Here is a 16,147-nt window from a genome sequence, read left to right on the forward strand (position 1 = left end):
CGGCGGTCAACATCGCCCGGCTACCAGTTCCTCCACCTGAATCGTTTCGTCCTCAAAGGATTTGTCTTCTTCCGTCGTTCCCGTTAGCAGGAACGAATTCGTCTGCTGCGCTACGCCCTTTTCGACTGCCGTAATGACATAGGAGCAGCCAAGCCAGTGCGCTTCAGCAAAATCGGTCTTCGACCACTGCGCCGGATGGTCCGGATGCGAGTGATAGAAGCCTACAATATCCAATCCGCGCTCACGCGCCTGCCGCTGAATCTTTACCAGCTCCTGCGGAGCGATGTGATAGCGGTTATGAGCGGAGTCGGTGCGTGTGTTTCCCGCACGCACAGCATCTTCGACTTCATTCACACCATCATGGGAGCAGCCCAGCAGCACGCCACAACATTCATGCGGATAGGTCTCTTCGCCATGTTCCCGCAGTGCGTTGTAAACGGATTCGCTGAGCTTAAGCATTGGTCTCGTCTTCCTCCCAGAAGCGTTCACTTAAATATTTGTCTGCCGAATCGGGCAGAACGGTCACGATCACAGCTTCACGGCCTGCCGCGGCTTCTTCTTCTGCGATGCGCAGGCAGGCTGCTACCGCTCCAGCCGCCGATACGCCAACCAAAAGCCCCTCGGTTCGCGCAAGCCTCTTAGCCATACGATACGCGACTTCGGTTTCAAGCTCCATATCGCGGTCGGCGAGATGGGCGTCATAAATCTTCGGCACAATCGCGGTCGCCATGTGTTTCAGACCTTCGAGGCCGTTAAATGGCGAGTCGGGCTGCATGGAAATGCACTGAATCTGCGGGTTCAGCTCTTTCAGGCGGCGCGTGGTGCCGATAAATGTCCCGCTGGTGCCGAGGCCAGCGACGAAATGCGTGAGCTGACCTTCGGTCTGCCGCCAGATTTCGTTGGCAGTGCCGTTATAGTGCGCCTGCCAGTTGGCGTCATTCCCGTACTGGTCGGCGTAGTAAAACTTTTCGGGCTCGCTGGCGGCCAGGGCGCGTGCCTTGCGGATAGCTCCGTCGGAGCCGTCATTCGGGTCGGTCCAGATGACGTTTGCGCCATAGGCGCCGAGAATCTTCTTGCGCTCAGGCGAGACATTGGCTGGTACGCAGAGCGTGACCGGAAAGCCCAAAGCCGCACCCAGCATGGCGTAGGCGATGCCGGTGTTGCCACTGGTGGCGTCAAGCAGATGCTGGCCCTTACCGAGCCTGCCCTGCTCCATGGCTGTCGTCACGATGGAGGAAGCAGCGCGATCCTTCACTGATCCGCCGGGGTTCACCCATTCAGCCTTGCCCAGAATCTGGATTCCCGGAAGGTGAGCGGCAACGCGCTCCAGACGCAGCAAGGGGGTATTGCCGATGCGATCGAAAAGTGTCGTGCCCAGCGACCGGGTCAATAATGAGTCAGTTGCCATAAGCGAATGCATTGCAGCCAGCCGTCAAAATGTGCGAGAGTGAAGGTACGCGGCAGCTTACTGTAAGTTTATCCTCTGCCACGTCTTTACCGCCATGCTCAGAAAAACAAAGCAGCTTACCTTCGATGAAATCGTCCCCAAACTTCGCAGCTTTCAATTTGATGTAAAAGAGGTGCCCGGGGTCGCAGGGCAATATCGCATTGAGAAATATGGCTGCGGTGCCATCGTGGTGCGTGGCAGCGAGGGGAAGGGTTTGGCAGTGGTAGCCGGTCCGGGTTTTGTGCTCGGCGGACAGATCGCCCACCTCCTGGATCGTGGCTACCAGAAGATGTTGAAAACAAAGAGCCTGGAAATTGCAGCGACGGCCGATCACCTCAAGGCGATTCATCGCTTCAATGAGGAGTTGAAGGAGATTGCGGGTCAGCCCAGTCTCTATAACGAATCGATCGGCACCACCAGCGACGATTATTTTTACGACCGCCTGAAAGGGCGCGATACCAAGCCCATCCTGCGGTCGCCCGCTCCATGGGACAACGCTGACGCTCACTGACATCTATGAGAATCTGGCGAGCCATCCTGATCCCCTTTTTGCTCGCCGGATTTCTCTCCTCTCAGTCGCATCCTGCCACGAAACAAGACGATATCTCATCCGTTTATTCCGCGTTGATGCACGGGCCTGTCTTTCAGGCTCTCGGCCAGCGCCAGGGGCAGTGCTGGGCGATTGCGGATACCACGATCAACATTGACGACATGAGTCCGCCGATCGCTCCCGATGCGCAGCTCAAGCCTCCGAGCTACGATCCCAAACCATTTCAGGAAGCGCTGGCGGATTATTACGCCCGCAAATATCAGCGTCAAACTTTGACGCACGCGGATCAGATCGGCGCTTCCTACAAATTGCTTTCGCCGCAGGAAGCCGCTGCCTTCCGCGCGTCGCGTACCTCTGTGTCTGCCAGCAGCAGCGGAAATGCTGCATGCGGTGGAATCACCTACTTCAGCGACGTTTACTTCAACTCGCACCGGAATGCGGCACTGGTTTACATGCTCAACTGGTGCGGCAGTTTGTGCAGCCAGGGCGAGTGGGTTTATCTGGAAAAGCAGGGTGATCGTTGGGCCCAGCGATCCGGGCAGCCTGCCATCACTTCAGGCGCTAAACCATTTTGATTCGGAATTAGCGTTTTGCGCGCTCACGCTGGAGCTCCCGGTACACATCGCTCTTCGAAAGGCCACGCTCGCGAGCGATGCGTTTGAGCGCATCTTTTTCATCAACATTTTCTGACTTTTGCAATTCGGCGATCCGATCGGTGATGCTGCCGGCGGAGAGGTCATCTTTCGACAACGTATGAGCCTCGACCAGCAGCGTTATTTCGCCGCGAACGCGGTCGCGCTGGCTGAGATTGGCGGCAACCTCGGCAACGCTGCCGCGCAGGAATTCCTCGTGTAGCTTTGTCAGTTCGCGCGCCACCACAACACGGCATGCCTCGCCCCAGACTGCCTGCACGTCGCCCAGCGTTTCGAGAATGCGATGCGGTGCCTCGTAAAAAATGAGGGTGACACCCTCTTCAGATTTCGTCGCCAGCTCTTCGAGTGCTGCCCGACGCGCTCCGGCCTTTGCCGGCAGAAATCCCTCGTAGGCAAAATGCTCTGTGTTCAGCCCCGATGCGACCAGTGCGCTCAATGCCGCGTTTGCGCCCGGAATAGGGTATACGGCGATTCCTGCATCAATGGCAGCAGCAGCGATTCGCATTCCGGGATCGGAGATGCCGGGCATGCCTGCGTCGGAGACGATGGCGATGCGCGAGCCCTGCTGCATGGCGGCTAAAAATTCCGGGATGCGTCCGGTTTCGTTGTGCTCGTGGCAGCTGATGGTGGGCGTTGTGATGCCGAAGTGGTTCAGCAGCTTCTGCGTCTGTCGAGTGTCTTCGCAGGCGATGCGGTCTGCATCGCGCAGCACATGGAGAGCGCGAAGAGTAATGTCTCCGAGATTGCCGATGGGAGTGCCGACAAGATAGAGGCCGGGAGCAAGCAGCTGTTTTTCTGATTCTTCAAAGCGAGAATCATCATCGTCCATCGGCATTTAATTCTCGCGTTTGAGCCTGCGGTGCTCAGCCAGCATGCCCATGCTGTGCATCAGGTTCTGCAAGGTCACGATGCCGATGATGCGCTCGCCCTCCGTTACGGGAATAAGCGACATGCGGCCGCCTGCCATGCGGCGGATCATCAGGCCAAGCGAATCGCCGGGTTGCGCCACTTGGAACGTGCGTGACATCACGCCCTGCACATAGCCGTTGCCCTCGCTGCGCAGCGCTTCCAGAATGCCCTGGCGCGAGACGATACCGACAAGGTTCGCGCCGCGTACGACAGGGAACTCGTCCTGCAGGCTGTGAATGGCTTTGTAGAGCGCATCTTCGAGAGTGTCTGAAGGCGAAAGAGTTGAGAAGTCGGTGAGCATCACGTCGCGCATCGTGACCGTGTCGACCACTGACTGGAACATCAATCCCTGATCTTCAAGCTGTGCGCCGATAAAGATGAAGAAACCGGCCATGATGAGCCATGGGCTCAGGCTGCTTCCCAGCCCGGAGTTGGGGACGAAGAGGAGCGCAATGCCGCCGAGCACGCCGACGAGGCCGAGGATCTGGCCGAGTCCCGATGCAGCGCGTGTTGCCTGTGCTGCACCACGTGTCCGCGTGAAGCCGCCGCGCAGCATGCGGCCGGCATCGAGGGGATAGGCGGGGATCAGATTCAAAACGCCGAGAATGACATTCAGCCAGACGGTCGAGCGCATAAGGTGCGTGGGCGTGACCCAGGGCTTGGCGAAGAGCGCCACTTGCGGCGCCGCGCCGGCGATCAATGCGCCGATGGCAATGGCAAAACCGAAATTAGCGAGTGGACCGACGACGGCCATCGATGTCTGTATGCCGCCCTGGCTGGCGCGCTCGGCGCTTTCAGGATTGGCATATGAGAAGAGGCCGCCAATGGGAAGAAGCAGAATGCTGCGCAGCTGTATGCCGTGGTAGGCGGCTACGATCACGCGCGCAACTTCACGTACGACAACGGCCAGCAGAAGAATGAGCCATAGCATGATGGCCCGCCACGACGAGATGTTCGCAAGGTTGGTGGCGAGCAGACAGAGGCCGAATAGGAGCAGGAAGAAGGTATGGATGCGTAAATCTACGCCCATCCAGCGACCCAGGGGAAATGACCAGCCGCGCATTTGCTCGTTCGTCCTCGTTCCTTAAAGCTTGCTTCTGTCATTGTATGCTGGCCGCGAGGCGACAGCTCTTTCGATGCCAGACAAGCAGATATTCACGATCCGTTAGTATCGGAATCGATGCGTGTTATCGCGGGAAAATTTCGGTCACGGGTACTGGTCGCTCCGCGCGGGCTTGATACTCGCCCCACCACCGACCGTCTGCGCGAAACGCTCTTCAACGTACTTGCGCCGCGTATCGAAGGCGCTACGTTTCTCGATTTGTATGCGGGTTCGGGTGCGAATGGAATCGAAGCGCTGAGCCGCGGCGCTGCTGCGGTAGTCTTTGTCGAAAAAGCGGAACCGGCAATCAAAGTCATTCGCGGGAATCTCAGTGCGCTGGGAATTCGCGATGGATGGCAGATGGAAACCCGCAGCGCTGCCGCTTCGGTGAAACGTCTCAAGGAGCAAGGCCAGCATTTCGATATTGTCTTTCTCGATCCGCCTTATAAGGCGGCCGAAGAATACGCGCTCGTGCTGCAGCTGCTCGGCGGTGAATACAGTTCTTTGCTTGTCGAGGATGCGGTCGTCATCGCAGAGCATCATCGTAAGCAGCTGCTTGAAGAAGACTATGGCGGTTTGCATCGCTATCGGGTGATTGAGCAGGGCGATGCTGTGCTCAGTTTTTATAGAAACATTATTGATGCGCCGATTTAAATGTAGCTACAATTAAATTCGTGATTGATTGGGAGCGTGTGAAGAAGATGTACGACTCGGATGCTCCTATTCCTTATGATCCTGAGGATGGGCCTTACGATCCTAACGATGAAGCGGCGGTGAATGCTTACTGGGATTCGGCCATCATCACGCGTGGTCCGGGACAGCGGGGTCCGCAGAAAACACCGACCAAGCAGCTTGTATCGCTGCGGCTCTCGCCAGAAGTATTGGACTACTTCAAATCAAAAGGGCCGGGCTGGCAGACGCGTATTGATCAGACATTGAAGTCGGCGATACGCAAAAAGAAAACGGCTTAAGATTGTCGCTCGCCGGTTCTCAAGTCAATGGCGAAGGCTACATCCTTATCTGTCATTAAGTCCCATCCGGTGCCGGTGAGCGTGCTGCTGGTGATGCTTGTGATTTCAATGCCTTCCCAGGAGAGACGCTCGCTCTGCCATGCCTGTCCTTCGCGTCCCCACGCAAGGATCGAGTGATGCCCAACAAACAACAGTAACTGTTGCTCGCGTAATGCTCGGACCTGGAGGACAGGGCGGTAGGGAGTCATGCTCCATCGCTGCGGCTCAAGCGTGTCGACGAGATAGGCATAGCCGCCCGAAACCGCGCACAGCCAGTCAGGATGCGGACAGCTCCATATGCCGGTCGGGGCGGCGGGATCAGCGAAGCCCAGCGCACAGGTCGCAAGAAACGCATCACCCTGCGCAGGCTTGACCAGCAACTCCATCGCGCCGCGTTCTACCTCTTCTGCTTCTTTTGGATAGACGAACTGCCTCGCGGGAGCGATTAGCGGACGCCTTTCCAACGCCTCCGCTGACCAGCTATGCGGAAAGGTGAGATCCGTCGTTCTCATGCAGAGACAAACTGCTCGACGCGTTCGCGCACGCTTAACACATGCTCTGGAAGCGATAAACGGCTGCCCTCTTCAAAGATCGGGATCAGCTTATCGAACTCGGGGCCTGAGTGCGCTCCGGTGAGCGCGATGCGTACCGGATGAAAGAGGTCTTTACCTTTGGCCCCGGTTTCAGCTTTGATCTCGTTCATCCAGAGCTTGAATTGTTCCGGAGTCATCGGGTCTTCCCATGCACGAATGCGATCCGCGAAGGCGGCGAGCACTTTCTGGGCTGCTTCCGATCGCAGGATCGTTGCATTCTCCTCGTTTGCTGCAGCGAGGATTGCATCGAAGCGAAAAATGAAGTGTGTTTTTTCCGGGAGTTGTTCCAGGCGGTCTACTGAGGGCAGAAATAGCGCGATCAGTTTGCCAAACCAGCTTCTGATCGCAGCGTCGCCGGGGCTGCGGGCAGGCAGCAGTCCCGCCTTCTCGAAATAAGGCCATGCGAGATCCATGATTCGTGCCGGATCGGCCAGTTTCAGATAATGCCGATTGAGCCAGTGCAGCTTGTCGAAGTCGAAGATAGCAGGCGATGCGGTCACGCGCTCGATCTCAAACTCTGCGATCAGCTCCGGCGGGGTAAAGGTCTCGCTGGTTCCATCTTTCGCTCCCCAGCCAAGCAGCGCCAGGTAATTCACCAGCGCTTCCGGCAGAATGCCCATCTCGCGGAAGCTGGCGATGGAGGTCGCGCCGTGGCGCTTCGAAAGCCGCTCGCGATCGCTGCCTAGAATGGTTGAGAGATGCGCGAACTGCGGTACCGACCAGCCGAAGGCTTCGTAGATTGCCACCTGTTTCGGCGTATTTGAAATATGGTCATCGCCGCGGATCACATGCGTGATTTCCATCAGCGCATCGTCGACTGTCACAACATAGTTGTAGACAGGCACGCCGCTTGAGCGCACAAGGATGGGATCGCTGACTGTTTCGCTCGAAAACTCCACATCACCACGGACAATATCGTGGAAGCGCAGCGGTCTGTCAGGAATGCGCAGGCGCACGGCGAACAATTTGCCGGATGCGGCGCGAGTATCCGAGTCGGCTTTCGTAATCGCGCGACATGTGCCCGAGTAGATCTGCGGGCGATGCTCGGCGATGGCCTTCTGCCGCTCAGCTTCGAGTTCCTCTGCCGTGCAGAAGCAGCGGTAGGCCTTGCCTTCGCTCAGAAGCTTCTCGGTGTGCTCGTGATAAATGCCAAGCCGCTCTGACTGCCGGTATGGGGCATGCGGGCCGCCAATCTCCGGACCTTCATCCCCGTCGAGGCCAAGCCAGTGCAGGTCTTCGATCAATTGCGATTCGTGCTCTTCTTTGCTGCGTTCGACGTCTGTGTCTTCGATGCGAAGAATGTATTTTCCGCCCGTGTGACGGGCCACCAGCCAGTTGTAAAGCGCCGTGCGGGCGTTGCCCACGTGCAGCAATCCCGTCGGCGAAGGCGCGAAGCGAACGCGCGTTTTGTTCGTATTCATAGTTAATTTGAGGGTATCAAGATTCAACCTGCGTGGGCTTTCAGGTATGCGGAAGGCTCGAGGATGGCTCTAGCGAAAATGCTCCCAGCCACTGGCATCGAGCGAGGTATGCGACCCGTCCCTGCTTGTGATTTCCATCCACGGTCTGCCCTTGCGATGCTGCTTCATGCCACCGATCAAGTGAATGGGAACACCAGCAATTTTCCCGGGCACCTTAACGCTTGGAGGAGCGGTGAAGAGCAGTTCGTAATCCTCGCCGCCGTGGAGGGCGAGATGAAGAGCGGATGGAATCCAGCCGTCTTGTTCGGCCTTTCGGGCGAGGGGATGAACAGGAACGATGGCAGCGTCAACTTCGGCGGCCAGATTCGATTCCTCGCACAAATGTGCGAGATCGGTGGAAAGCCCGTCGCTTACATCGATGGCCGCAGTTGCCTTCAGGCCCGGCAATCTGGCTCCTACGGCAAGGCGCGGCTCAGGATATAGATGTGGATGTCCCGGAGCGGCTTTTGTGAGTTTGCGGAAAGCCTGTGGATTGCGCCCCAGCGCGAGTAATTCTGCCTCGGCGCCGCCCAGAGCTCCCGTGACGTAGAGAATATCGCCGGGTCTCGCGCCGGAGCGTAGAAGAGCTCGTTTGCGAGGGACCGAGCCAAGTAGAACAATATCCGCGGAGACCATGCCCGTCTGCTTCGAGCCGGATTCGTCAAAAAGAGGCGATTGGGCGGTGTCGCCACCTGCCAGCGGAATGCGATGCTGGTCTGCCAGTGCCAGCAGTCCATCGAGAAAGCGCTCTACCCAGCTTGACCCCGGCTCTGCGATGGTCAGCTCGGCGGGAACGGCGATTGAGAGAAATGCTGCCATCGGCCGTGCTCCCATCGCAGCCAGATCGCTGAGCCCACGGGCAAGGCAGCGGTGTCCAGCTGATTCAGGCGTATGCCAATCGCGGCGAAAATGCACCTGTTCGAGCGAAAAATCGGTGGTTACGGCAATTTCATGCCCTGCCGGAGGCCGCAATAGAGCACAATCGTCGCCAATGCCAAGGCGCAGGCTTGCCGTCCGCTGTGGGGTGCGTTTGCGGATGGCGGCAATGAGCGCGCGTTCGCCACTGGACCGAGGCGATTGCTTTTTCCGGGGCACGCTGTAAAGAATACCTCGACAATCACAAATTTGGCCTGATGACTATGGAGTTTCCAAATGGGAAAACAGAGATGTCATTGGGTGAACTTTGGTTGACCCGACGAGAACAACCCTGTTAGTTTCAAAGAAACCCATAAGCTGCTGGAATCGTTGTCTCACCTGAGAGCAGTAGCAACTAAATCATGGGACTAAGTGTCTTATCTGGGGTCCCCTCTGCGAGGGAAAGAGATTTGCGTAAACGCTATTACATTATTTTCGTTGCCCGGGAAGAAGATGGACGGCTCAGGAAGATCCCAGTTCCCTTACACTATGCCTACATCTTTGTGGCGGCGGCTGTAGTAGGTGCCTTTACCATTACCGGAATGGCCGGTTCTTATTCACGCATGTTGCTGAAAACAGCGAGCTTCAACCAGGTTCGCTCCCAGCGCGAAGCCCTTCGCAAAGATTACGCGCACATGGAACAGGTAGCGCACGAAAAAGAAGTACAGGCTGCGTCTCTCGGTTCGCTGGCCAATGAAGTAACGGCGCTTTACGGATTGCGCCAGAACAAGCTCACCGCGAAATCTGCCGGAACCGCCGCACCGGCGATTGCCGATAATTCCGATAGCTTCAGCCAACAGGCGTATGTCCAATCTCTTGATCAGCTTACAAGCCTGCGCCGGACTGCGCTTTCAGGCCAGTTCTACCAATCTCTGAATCTCGGCACACGCCATCCTTTTGGAGGACTTACCGATCTTCCGAACCTGGCGAATGCCCCATCGCTCTGGCCGGTCGTGGGTCCTGTAACGAGCTCGTTTGGCGAGCGTGAAGACCCGTTCAATGGTGAAGGCGCTTTCCACGCGGGAGTCGACATTTCCTCGCATTTTGGTGAAGCTGTACGGGCTACGGCAGATGGCACGATTGAAACGGCTGGTTTGGCTACCGGTTATGGCCGCGAAGTAGTCATCGACCACGGCTATGGCGTGAAGACTCTTTACGGGCACCTTTCCGGCTTTGCTGTGACGGATGGCCAGCAGGTAACCCGCGGCCAAATCATCGGCTATGTTGGCACGACGGGGCGCAGCACGGGACCGCACCTTCATTATGAGGTTCGCATCCGGAACACGCCAGTCAATCCACATAAGTATCTGCGTGAAACCATGCAGCAAATGGCTGCGACCACCGATGCCGCTCCTCTGATCGGGACTCGCTAGGCAATACAGGCATCAATCAAAAGGCCGCCAGACTGGCGGCCTTTTGATTTTGGAAACCTCGCTATCTCAGCAGCTATTTTCCTGTGTAGGTAACGTGCCAGATCGAGCCTGATCCGTCATCGGTGACGAAGAGCGAACCATCGTCGCCGACAGCCACACCCACCGGTCGGCCCCAGACGTGGCCATCTGCCGTGGTGAAGCCTGTCAGGAAATCTTCGTACTCTCCCGTGGCTTTTCCATCATGCATCGGCACGCGAATCACTTCATAACCGGCGCGATTCGACTTGTTCCATGAGCCGTGCTCGGCAGCGAACCCGTCGCCCTTGTATTCCGAAGGAAATTGCGAGCCCTCGTAGAAGGTCAATTCGAGCGAGGCGAAGTGTGGTTGCAGCAGCACGTCGGGTGTAATGACCTTGGACTGCAGCTCCGGATGCTTGCCGGCGTGACGCGGATCCTGATGTCCGCCCATATACCACCAGGGCCACCCATAGAAGCCACCTTCTTCGACGTGGGTAATGTAATCGGGGACAAGGTTGTCGCCGAGCATATCGCGCTCATTGGTGGAGCACCAGAGCTGTCCGGTCGTGGGATTAATGGCCTCGCCTACGCAGTTACGAATACCGGAGGCGTAAATCTTCACGAACTTGCCTTCGGGCGTGAATTCGAGGACATCGGCACGATGAAATTCTTCAGGGTGGGTGTCGGCATCGTCGACATTCGAGTGCGATCCGACGGAGACGAACATCTTGGTGCCGTCCTTGGAGAAGACAATATCGCGCGTCCAGTGACCGCCACCGCGCAGCTTGCCGCCGCCCGGAAGATCGGCGAGCTTTTCTGCCGGACCACTTGCCTTCAGGTCGCCACTTTTATAGGGAAAGCGCACGACCGAATCGGTATTGCCGACATAAACCCACTTGGGATTCGGCCCGGCAGGATAAAGCGCGATGCCGAAGGGCTGACTCAGGCCATCAGCGAACTTCTCCATCTGCTTGTATTTACCATCGGACCCGATGCCCCGGAAAACGAGAATTTCGTTGCTGTAACTCACGGCCACGAAGAGATCGCCATTGGGAGCCTTGCGGATCAGGCGCGGCTGATTCAATCCGTCAGCATAGAGGGATACTTTAAAACCGGCAGGAGCCTGCGGCCATGCGCCATCGGAACGCTTCACCATGGGGGCACCGTTATCGACGCCCTTGGTCGCATATGGCTCAGGCAGATCGGCTACCGTAATCTTGCGGCGTACGCCGGGTTTTTCCTGTGTGTAGTCAGTAAATGCCGCCTTGCCGGTGATGACCGTTCCGGATTGCTGCCCGTCGGCGTGCCATGCGGGAACGGCCAGAACGCCGACGGCGAATGTTGCGGCAACGGCTGCAACATATGGAAATCGTCTACTCATAACTACCAGTCCTCCAGGGTATTTCGCTGCGTTTATGGCAGTGGTCTAACCACTCAGATGTCGCTAAGAGCCATCATAGACGCAAATTATTGTTTGCCGGTGACAGGGGACGGCAGTTTTCCGGGAACGACAAGGCGCTCCAGCAATTGCGGAGGAATGGTGGCACGCAGGGTGGCGCGGTCCTTCCGGTGCTCGATCTGAATGCTGTCGAGAAGTGGCTTCAAATCCGCGTCGGTTACGCCGGGAATGAGTCCCTGGGCATTGCGCACGAAGCTCACCAGCGCTTTTACTGATTCAGCCGACGACGCGGCTGCCTCTTCCGTCTGCGCAATCTCATCCACGCGCAGATGCAATGATCCGGTCCATCGCACGGAGGCAATAAACATGGAGTCGAAGTTGACCGGCAGCCGGATGCCCATCACGCTGACCTCTCCGCTGTCTCCGAAGGGCAGGCCGATTTCACCGATGCCCCAGGCGAGCGACAGTAGCGGCACCTCTTCATAGTGATCGGTCAGCAGGCTGGAACCGGAGAACGGCAGCGCAGCGGAGCGGTATCGGTCGAGAATGGAGTGTATCTGCTCGGCGCTAGGCGTATTACTGACTGCAACCATGTCATAGCCGAGTATCGTCACGCGCACCGTTCGCCCATCGCTGGGAATGCTGTAGATGGTGTGGCCGGCGTAGCTTTCCTGTACGGTTGCAAGTCCTTCGAGGTAATGTGTCAGCTTGCGCCCGTCGAAGTGGCCTTCAAAGACTTCGGAAAATGCGACGGGGCCGTTGGGGCCTGCCGGGTTCGGCATGCGATGCAGAGCGAAGGCAACGGCATCCAGGTCGCGTTCAAACTGGATGCCTGTAGCGTCAATAAAACTCTGGTAGTCAGGATCGTGCGCGACCGGATGCTGATCGAAGTGCGAAACCTTTCGCAGCGGCAAAAGGTTGAGATAGACGATGCCGTCCGATTCCGGCAGCAGGCGCGCCGCCTCTGGCGGGGCCTTCACGCGTAGATAAAACGCCGCCGCCAACATCAGCAGAATGACCACGACAACCGCAATCGTGATCCTGGTGCGTCGGCGTATTCTCAAGTAGCGCTCCTTGGGCGAACCCCTCCATCATCTCATGGGAAATCGTAGAGAGGCATTGCTGGCGGCCTTCCCTTCAAGCAGAATGGTCGTGACATCTATGGCGTTTGAGACAGGGCAGCGGGTTGGTGATTACGAAGTAATACGGGCGCTTGGGGCAGGCGGGCTGGGACAGGTTTACGAAGTGCGTCATATGATTTCGCAGCGCAGCGAAGCCATGAAGATTCTGCTGCCCGGCCAGATTGCCACGGAAGAAATGGGCGAGCGCTTTCGCCGCGAAATCCAATTGTTAGGCGCTCTGAACCATCCGCATATTGCTGCGCTGCATAATGCTTTTTACTTCGATGGCCAGCTCATCATGATCATGGAGTTGATCGACGGCGAGACGCTGCGCGCCAAAGCTGCGCGTATGCGCATGCCGATAGCGGAAATTCTGCAGTACTCGGGACAGATTCTTTCCGCCCTGGACTATGCCCATACTCGCGGCGTGGTGCATCGGGATATTAAGCCATCGAACATCATGCTCACCCGTGAGAACCATGTGAAGCTGGTGGACTTTGGCGTCGCCATCGGCGAACACGCAGCGGAGCTGACCGCTCCCGGCTTCATGGTGGGCTCGGTGAACTACATGTCGCCGGAGCAGATCACGGGAGACAAGGCGACACGTCGATCGGATATTTATTCCGTAGGCGTAACTCTCTACGAGGTACTGACCGGTTATCTCCCGGTCAACGGCAACAGCAACATGGAGATCATGCGCTCGCACCTGAACGACCGCCCGGCGCCCCCGATGACTCGGAACAGGCAGTTGCCCGAGCGGCTCTCCGATGCGCTGATGAAGTCGCTCGAGAAAGCTCCGGAAGAAAGGTTCGCTACGGCGCAGGAGTTTCTCACTGCGCTCAACGCCATTTCCGGAACAGGCTTGCAGGATGCGTACTCAGTCGAAACAACACCACTGCATATCCCAGGAAGCAGCGCACCCTCACCCCAACGCAAGGGAAGCGGCAGCCAGCCAATGCAGACGCCCAGCCAGGTTGCGCAATTTCCTCTCGACGACATAAGCAGAAAGCTGGCTGTTTATATAGGTCCCATCGCCAAGGTTGTAGTACGCAAGCTGGCGCCGAAGTGTACAGACATCGACCAGCTTTATAAAGAAGCCGCGACGCACATCTCATCGGAAAAAGACAGGCAGAAGTTTCTGCAATCGAAGCGTCATTAGGCCGCATAGCTACGAAAGTGATTTCGACGCGGCCTTTAAACCAAGTTCCCTGGTGATGAGTTTCCTGAGCCAGATCTGTGCGGGATCGTCATTTCGCTGACGATGCCAGACCATGCGCAAGGCAAAAGGAGGAAGCCCTAGCGGCTCGGGACAGGAGAGCAGGTTGAGGCCTTTGCCAAAGCTTTTTACGACGGATTCCTGAATGCATGCCACAAGATCGCTCGACGCCACAGCGTGCAGTACCGAGAGGCAATGCGGGAGTGCGAGCCTGAGACGGCGACGAAGTCCTCTTGCGGCGAGCTCATTGTCGATGAGTCCCCAGGGTTGGTTGCGGTAGATCACCGCTGCATGATCGAGTCGTGTAAATCTCTGCAACGTGAGTTTGCGTTTCCACATGGCATGTCCGCGTCGTGCGATCACGACATTGTTTTCTTCGGAAAGCGTCTCCATGATGAAGCTCGACGAAAGATATCGAGCATCAGGAAAATAGCCGATGGCAAGGTCGAGGGTTCCGTTGCGGAGATCGCTTTCGGGTACGGTGAAAAGCCAGTCGAGACGGCGGGTCTGCATTTGCAGTTCGCCTGAGAGCATGGAGCGGGCAAAAAGCGAAACAAGATGCAACTCCACATCGTCGCTCATGCCGATGCGGAAGCGCTGCGCGCTGGCTGAGGGGTCAAACGTCTGTGGCGCTTCAAAGGTCTTCCGGAGCTGTGCGAGTGCTGAGCGGATAGGACCTGCGAGTTGCTCGGCTCGCGGAGTTGGGATCATGCCTTGCGAGGTGCGTATGAATAAAGGATCTTCAAGACGGGTGCGCAGCCGCGCAAGCGCATTGCTGAATGCCGGCTGGCTCAGACCGATTCGCTTGGCCGCGCGACCCACATGCCGCTCGTCCACCAGCGACTCGAATGCGAGCAAAAGGTTTAGATCGAGCCCATTAATATTCACGTAGTAAATATTGCACATAAACAATATCCATTTCACGAATGTGATGGGATTCAGCTATACCAGCATCATGCTCAAACACATCGCCATTCTGCTCCTTCTTCTGCCTGCTGTTGCTTTCTGCGCCGCACCCCCGTCTGACAGCCCTGCCCTGCAGGTTTTTAAGCAATGGCTAGACGCGTTCAACTCCAATGATGTTGCTAAGGTGTCGGAATTCTGGCAAACCTATGGAGGAAATGCGACCGGCGATCACTCGACCAATGATCTGAGACTGCGGGAGATGACCGGAGGGATGACGATCTTCAAAGTGGTCGAAGATACCGGATCGCATCTGGTGGTGCTGATGAAAGAGCGGAGGGGAGTTTATTCGGAATCCACTCTAGATCTGGCGACGACCCATCCTCCCACAATCGCGCGTATCTCGGGTCATCCGGTTCCGTCGCCGGAGGATGCAGCTGACAGGGCTTCGAGTGATGAGGATCTGGCGAAGAAGGTCCAGGAACATGTAGCGCAGATGCAGGGAGACGACGCTTTCTCAGGAGCGATACTGATCGCGCACCACGGTAACGTGATTCTCGATCAAGCCTGGGGCATGGCTGATACCACAAGGCAGATAAAAAATACGACAGATACGCAGTTCTGTATTGGATCGATGAATAAGATGTTCACGTCGGTCGCGATCTTGCAGCTTGTAGGTCAGGGTAAGCTCGCTCTCGACAAGCCGATCGCAAGTTACTGGCCCGACTATCCCAACAAGGATGTTGCGTCGCGTGTGACGATCCGCGAACTGCTGAGCCACACCGGCGGCACTGGAGATATCTTCACTCCGGAATATGAGGCGCATCGCATGGAGACCCGGACGCTTGCGGATTATGTAACGCTCTTCGGCGATCGGCCGGTGCGCTTCGAGCCGGGAACCCGTATGGAGTATTCCAACTATGGTTTCATCCTGCTCGGCCGCATCATCGAGCTTGTGAGTGGCGAGCCGTACGAGAAATATGTTCGAGAGCATATCTTCGTCCCGGCAGGCATGCAGCATACAGATTCGCGGCCAGAGTCGGATCACGTTGAGGGTCGCGCCATTGGCTACATGCATGGACCGAATGGCCTCACGGCGAACACCGCCATGATGCCGTGGAGTGGAACATCGGCTGGTGGAGGCTACTCGACGGTGCAGGACCTTCAGTTGTTCGCGGAAGCGCTGCAGGAAGGAAAGCTATTGAATCCGACGCTTCTCAAGGCAGCGACGACAGGGGATGCTGTGCATCCGGATTATGGCATGGGGTTTTATGTCCTGGGAGATGGAGCCTATGGACATGGCGGCGGAGCCCAGGGAATCAATGGCGAACTGCATGTCCTGCCACAGAGCGGCTATGTGCTTGTGGCGCTTGCGAACCGCGATCCCCGTATGGCCTCCGACATGGTGAATTTCATCGCATCCACTCTGCCGCACGAAAAGCTTCAGCAATCTTCTCCAGCGAACTGAACTTCTTCAG

17 protein-coding genes are annotated in these 16,147 nt (G+C 57.2%); 7 read left to right on the forward strand and 10 right to left on the reverse strand.

Annotation, left to right across the window (positions count from 1 at the left end; genetic code table 11):
* Positions 1-6: 6 nt before the first annotated feature.
* Together GSQ86_RS15470 and GSQ86_RS15475 are read right to left on the reverse strand one after the other, a co-directional pair.
* Entirely contained in the window at positions 7-459 is a 453-nt protein-coding gene (locus GSQ86_RS15470; protein ID WP_158750858.1) for a Mov34/MPN/PAD-1 family protein, read from the reverse strand.
* A complete protein-coding gene (locus GSQ86_RS15475) occupies positions 452-1,408 on the reverse strand; it encodes a PLP-dependent cysteine synthase family protein (protein ID WP_158750859.1) in 957 nt (318 codons plus the stop codon). The genes GSQ86_RS15470 and GSQ86_RS15475 overlap by 8 nt, the downstream gene beginning before the upstream one ends.
* Before the next feature lie 94 nt (positions 1,409-1,502).
* On the opposite strand from GSQ86_RS15475, the gene GSQ86_RS15480 reads away from it, so the two are divergent.
* Entirely contained in the window at positions 1,503-1,958 is a 456-nt protein-coding gene (locus GSQ86_RS15480; RefSeq protein WP_158750860.1) for a hypothetical protein, read from the forward strand.
* Between the two features lie 5 nt (positions 1,959-1,963).
* The gene (locus GSQ86_RS15485) at positions 1,964-2,572 is read left to right on the forward strand and encodes a hypothetical protein (RefSeq protein WP_158750861.1); all 609 of its coding nucleotides are present in this window, start codon (positions 1,964-1,966) and stop codon (positions 2,570-2,572) included.
* Positions 2,573-2,579: 7 nt separating this feature from the next.
* On the opposite strand, the gene rsmI is transcribed toward GSQ86_RS15485, so the two are convergent.
* Both rsmI and GSQ86_RS15495 read right to left on the reverse strand, forming a co-directional pair.
* Positions 2,580-3,485 carry a 16S rRNA (cytidine(1402)-2'-O)-methyltransferase gene (rsmI, locus tag GSQ86_RS15490; protein WP_371720663.1) on the reverse strand — a complete coding sequence of 302 codons (906 nt, stop codon included), beginning with the start codon at positions 3,483-3,485 and terminating at the stop codon, positions 2,580-2,582.
* Positions 3,486-4,622: a CBS domain-containing protein gene (locus tag GSQ86_RS15495; RefSeq protein ID WP_158750862.1), complete on the reverse strand. Its 1,137-nt coding sequence runs from the start codon at positions 4,620-4,622 to the stop codon at positions 3,486-3,488.
* 117 nt (positions 4,623-4,739) lie between these two features.
* Here GSQ86_RS15495 and rsmD point away from each other — a divergent pair, with 117 nt between their 5' ends.
* Together rsmD and GSQ86_RS15505 are read left to right on the forward strand one after the other, a co-directional pair.
* Positions 4,740-5,315, forward strand: a complete 576-nt coding sequence (gene rsmD, locus GSQ86_RS15500; RefSeq protein WP_158750863.1) for a 16S rRNA (guanine(966)-N(2))-methyltransferase RsmD — start codon at positions 4,740-4,742, stop codon at positions 5,313-5,315.
* Between the two features lie 47 nt (positions 5,316-5,362).
* On the forward strand, positions 5,363-5,632 hold the full coding sequence (locus GSQ86_RS15505) for a BrnA antitoxin family protein (protein ID WP_158750864.1): 270 nt from the start codon (positions 5,363-5,365) through the stop codon (positions 5,630-5,632).
* Here the strand turns inward: GSQ86_RS15505 and GSQ86_RS15510 are convergent.
* From GSQ86_RS15510 to thiL, 3 genes are all read right to left on the reverse strand, one after another.
* Positions 5,629-6,183, reverse strand: a complete 555-nt coding sequence (locus GSQ86_RS15510) for a hypothetical protein (protein WP_158750865.1) — start codon at positions 6,181-6,183, stop codon at positions 5,629-5,631. The two genes, GSQ86_RS15505 and GSQ86_RS15510, sit on opposite strands and share 4 nt — an antisense overlap.
* Positions 6,180-7,685 (reverse strand): glutamate--tRNA ligase, encoded by a 1,506-nt coding sequence (gltX, locus tag GSQ86_RS15515; protein ID WP_158750866.1) that lies wholly within the window; start codon positions 7,683-7,685, stop codon positions 6,180-6,182. The genes GSQ86_RS15510 and gltX overlap by 4 nt, the downstream gene beginning before the upstream one ends.
* Positions 7,686-7,754: 69 nt before the next feature.
* Complete coding sequence (gene thiL, locus GSQ86_RS15520; protein WP_158750867.1) at positions 7,755-8,819, reverse strand: thiamine-phosphate kinase; 1,065 nt, start codon at positions 8,817-8,819, stop codon at positions 7,755-7,757.
* A gap of 230 nt (positions 8,820-9,049) precedes the next feature.
* On the opposite strand from thiL, the gene GSQ86_RS15525 reads away from it, so the two are divergent.
* A complete protein-coding gene (locus GSQ86_RS15525; protein ID WP_158750868.1) occupies positions 9,050-10,012 on the forward strand; it encodes a M23 family metallopeptidase in 963 nt (320 codons plus the stop codon).
* Between the two features lie 73 nt (positions 10,013-10,085).
* Here GSQ86_RS15525 and GSQ86_RS15530 read toward each other — a convergent pair whose 3' ends face one another.
* Positions 10,086-11,411: a sorbosone dehydrogenase family protein gene (locus GSQ86_RS15530; RefSeq protein WP_158750869.1), complete on the reverse strand. Its 1,326-nt coding sequence runs from the start codon at positions 11,409-11,411 to the stop codon at positions 10,086-10,088.
* Positions 11,412-11,497: 86 nt separating this feature from the next.
* Positions 11,498-12,493: a hypothetical protein gene (locus GSQ86_RS15535; protein WP_254062422.1), complete on the reverse strand. Its 996-nt coding sequence runs from the start codon at positions 12,491-12,493 to the stop codon at positions 11,498-11,500.
* A gap of 97 nt (positions 12,494-12,590) precedes the next feature.
* Between GSQ86_RS15535 and GSQ86_RS15540 the strand changes: the two genes are divergently transcribed.
* Complete coding sequence (locus GSQ86_RS15540) at positions 12,591-13,709, forward strand: serine/threonine-protein kinase (protein ID WP_158750870.1); 1,119 nt, start codon at positions 12,591-12,593, stop codon at positions 13,707-13,709.
* Positions 13,710-13,718: 9 nt separating this feature from the next.
* Here the strand turns inward: GSQ86_RS15540 and GSQ86_RS15545 are convergent, their stop codons facing one another.
* Complete coding sequence (locus GSQ86_RS15545) at positions 13,719-14,672, reverse strand: LysR family transcriptional regulator (RefSeq protein ID WP_158750871.1); 954 nt, start codon at positions 14,670-14,672, stop codon at positions 13,719-13,721.
* A 25-nt stretch (positions 14,673-14,697) separates the two neighbouring features.
* On the opposite strand from GSQ86_RS15545, the gene GSQ86_RS15550 reads away from it, so the two are divergent.
* Positions 14,698-16,137 carry a serine hydrolase gene (locus GSQ86_RS15550; RefSeq protein WP_158750872.1) on the forward strand — a complete coding sequence of 480 codons (1,440 nt, stop codon included), beginning with the start codon at positions 14,698-14,700 and terminating at the stop codon, positions 16,135-16,137.
* Positions 16,138-16,147: the final 10 nt, after the last annotated feature.

Origin of the sequence: Acidobacterium sp. S8 (assembly GCF_009765985.1) — a bacterium.
GTDB lineage: Bacteria > Acidobacteriota > Terriglobia > Terriglobales > Acidobacteriaceae > Alloacidobacterium.